Annotated in this window: 2 protein-coding genes and 1 pseudogene; 1 reads left to right on the plus strand and 2 read right to left on the minus strand. The window is 62.5% G+C overall.

The features are described 5' to 3' along the window. Nucleotides 1–101: 101 nt before the first annotated feature. Both CVM73_RS38740 and CVM73_RS41410 read right to left on the minus strand, forming a co-directional pair. Nucleotides 102–326 carry a transposase gene (locus CVM73_RS38740; RefSeq protein ID WP_158237663.1) on the minus strand — a complete coding sequence of 75 codons (225 nt, stop codon included), beginning with the start codon at nt 324–326 and terminating at the stop codon, nt 102–104. 1 nt (nt 327) lies between these two features. Then, nucleotides 328–477 (minus strand): annotated as a pseudogene (locus tag CVM73_RS41410) (mandelate racemase/muconate lactonizing enzyme family protein); the annotation flags it as partial. A 338-nt stretch (nt 478–815) separates the two neighbouring features. Here CVM73_RS41410 and CVM73_RS38750 point away from each other — a divergent pair. Then, on the plus strand, nt 816–1,020 hold a 205-nt coding region (locus CVM73_RS38750; RefSeq protein WP_146006744.1), incomplete at its 3' end, for a transposase.

Genomic DNA, 1,020 nt, shown 5'->3' on the forward strand with positions numbered 1-1,020 from the left:
TGGAAGCCTCTGCCCCAAGCCGGCAAGCCCGACGATCAGCAAGCCGCCTGACCTTCACCCAACGCTGTCATACAGCTCCCACGCCCGCGCGCATGCGTCAATCAGGCGGCCTTCGTCGTATGCGCACCGTTCTCCTGGCGGAGCAGGGCGATCTCCGAAGCCTGGTCCGCCGGCATCGGCGTCGCCTGCGTGGCGGGGCACCACGCCGCCCCTGTCGGCTCCTGCCGGAACTTGTCAACCCAGCGCCGCAGCACCGAGTCCCGAAGACCGAGCTCCTTGGCCACAGACCTGATCGAGCGCCCGCTCGACAGTACCAACTCGACCAACAAAACGTGCCAGTGCCTTGCGGTCGATCTCGATGCCTAGGCCAGCTCCGTCCGGCACTCGGAAAACGCCGCCGACGTGCTCGACCGGCTCGACGAGAATCGCCTGCCGCATCGGGTGTTGGGTGCGGTCGAATTCCAGGATGGGCGCGATGCTAATACGGTGGTCGCCACCGTGATCTCGACCGGCTCCAGGACCACAGCCAGATGCTGACCATCCGTGGCGACAGCTACCAGCCCTGCGCCAAGCGAGTAAGGCTCTGACCGCTCTGCGGCCGGCTCCGCCTCCCTCCGCACAGTCAGCGGCGGAGGCAACCTGCAGGCGACATCATTAACCGAGGGTCGGGGCTGTTCTGGGTGGCGTTTGACACATTCTGCTCCGTGCCACTCCATGTCGTGCCACTCACATAAAGTGACACATACTAGACTAGCACTACTTTGGCAGATTGTCGGTTTTGCGGTGCTTTATAGGATTCCCGAATCAATTTTTCAATGATTCATGGGTGGTCGGCTCTTGGAGGGCTGACCATGGCGGGATGGGAAGACGAACTTGAACGCTGGCTGATGCCGTTCTTGGACCGGCTGGGTCATAAGACTCGGCAGCGGATGTGTCCTCTGTATGTTGCGGGACTGATCGGTCCTGGCGATCGCAAGAGCGTTCAGCCGATGGCGGAGCGCCTTGCCACGGGTAACTACG

This window comes from Bradyrhizobium forestalis (assembly GCF_002795245.1).
Classification (GTDB): Bacteria; Pseudomonadota; Alphaproteobacteria; order Rhizobiales; family Xanthobacteraceae; genus Bradyrhizobium; species Bradyrhizobium forestalis.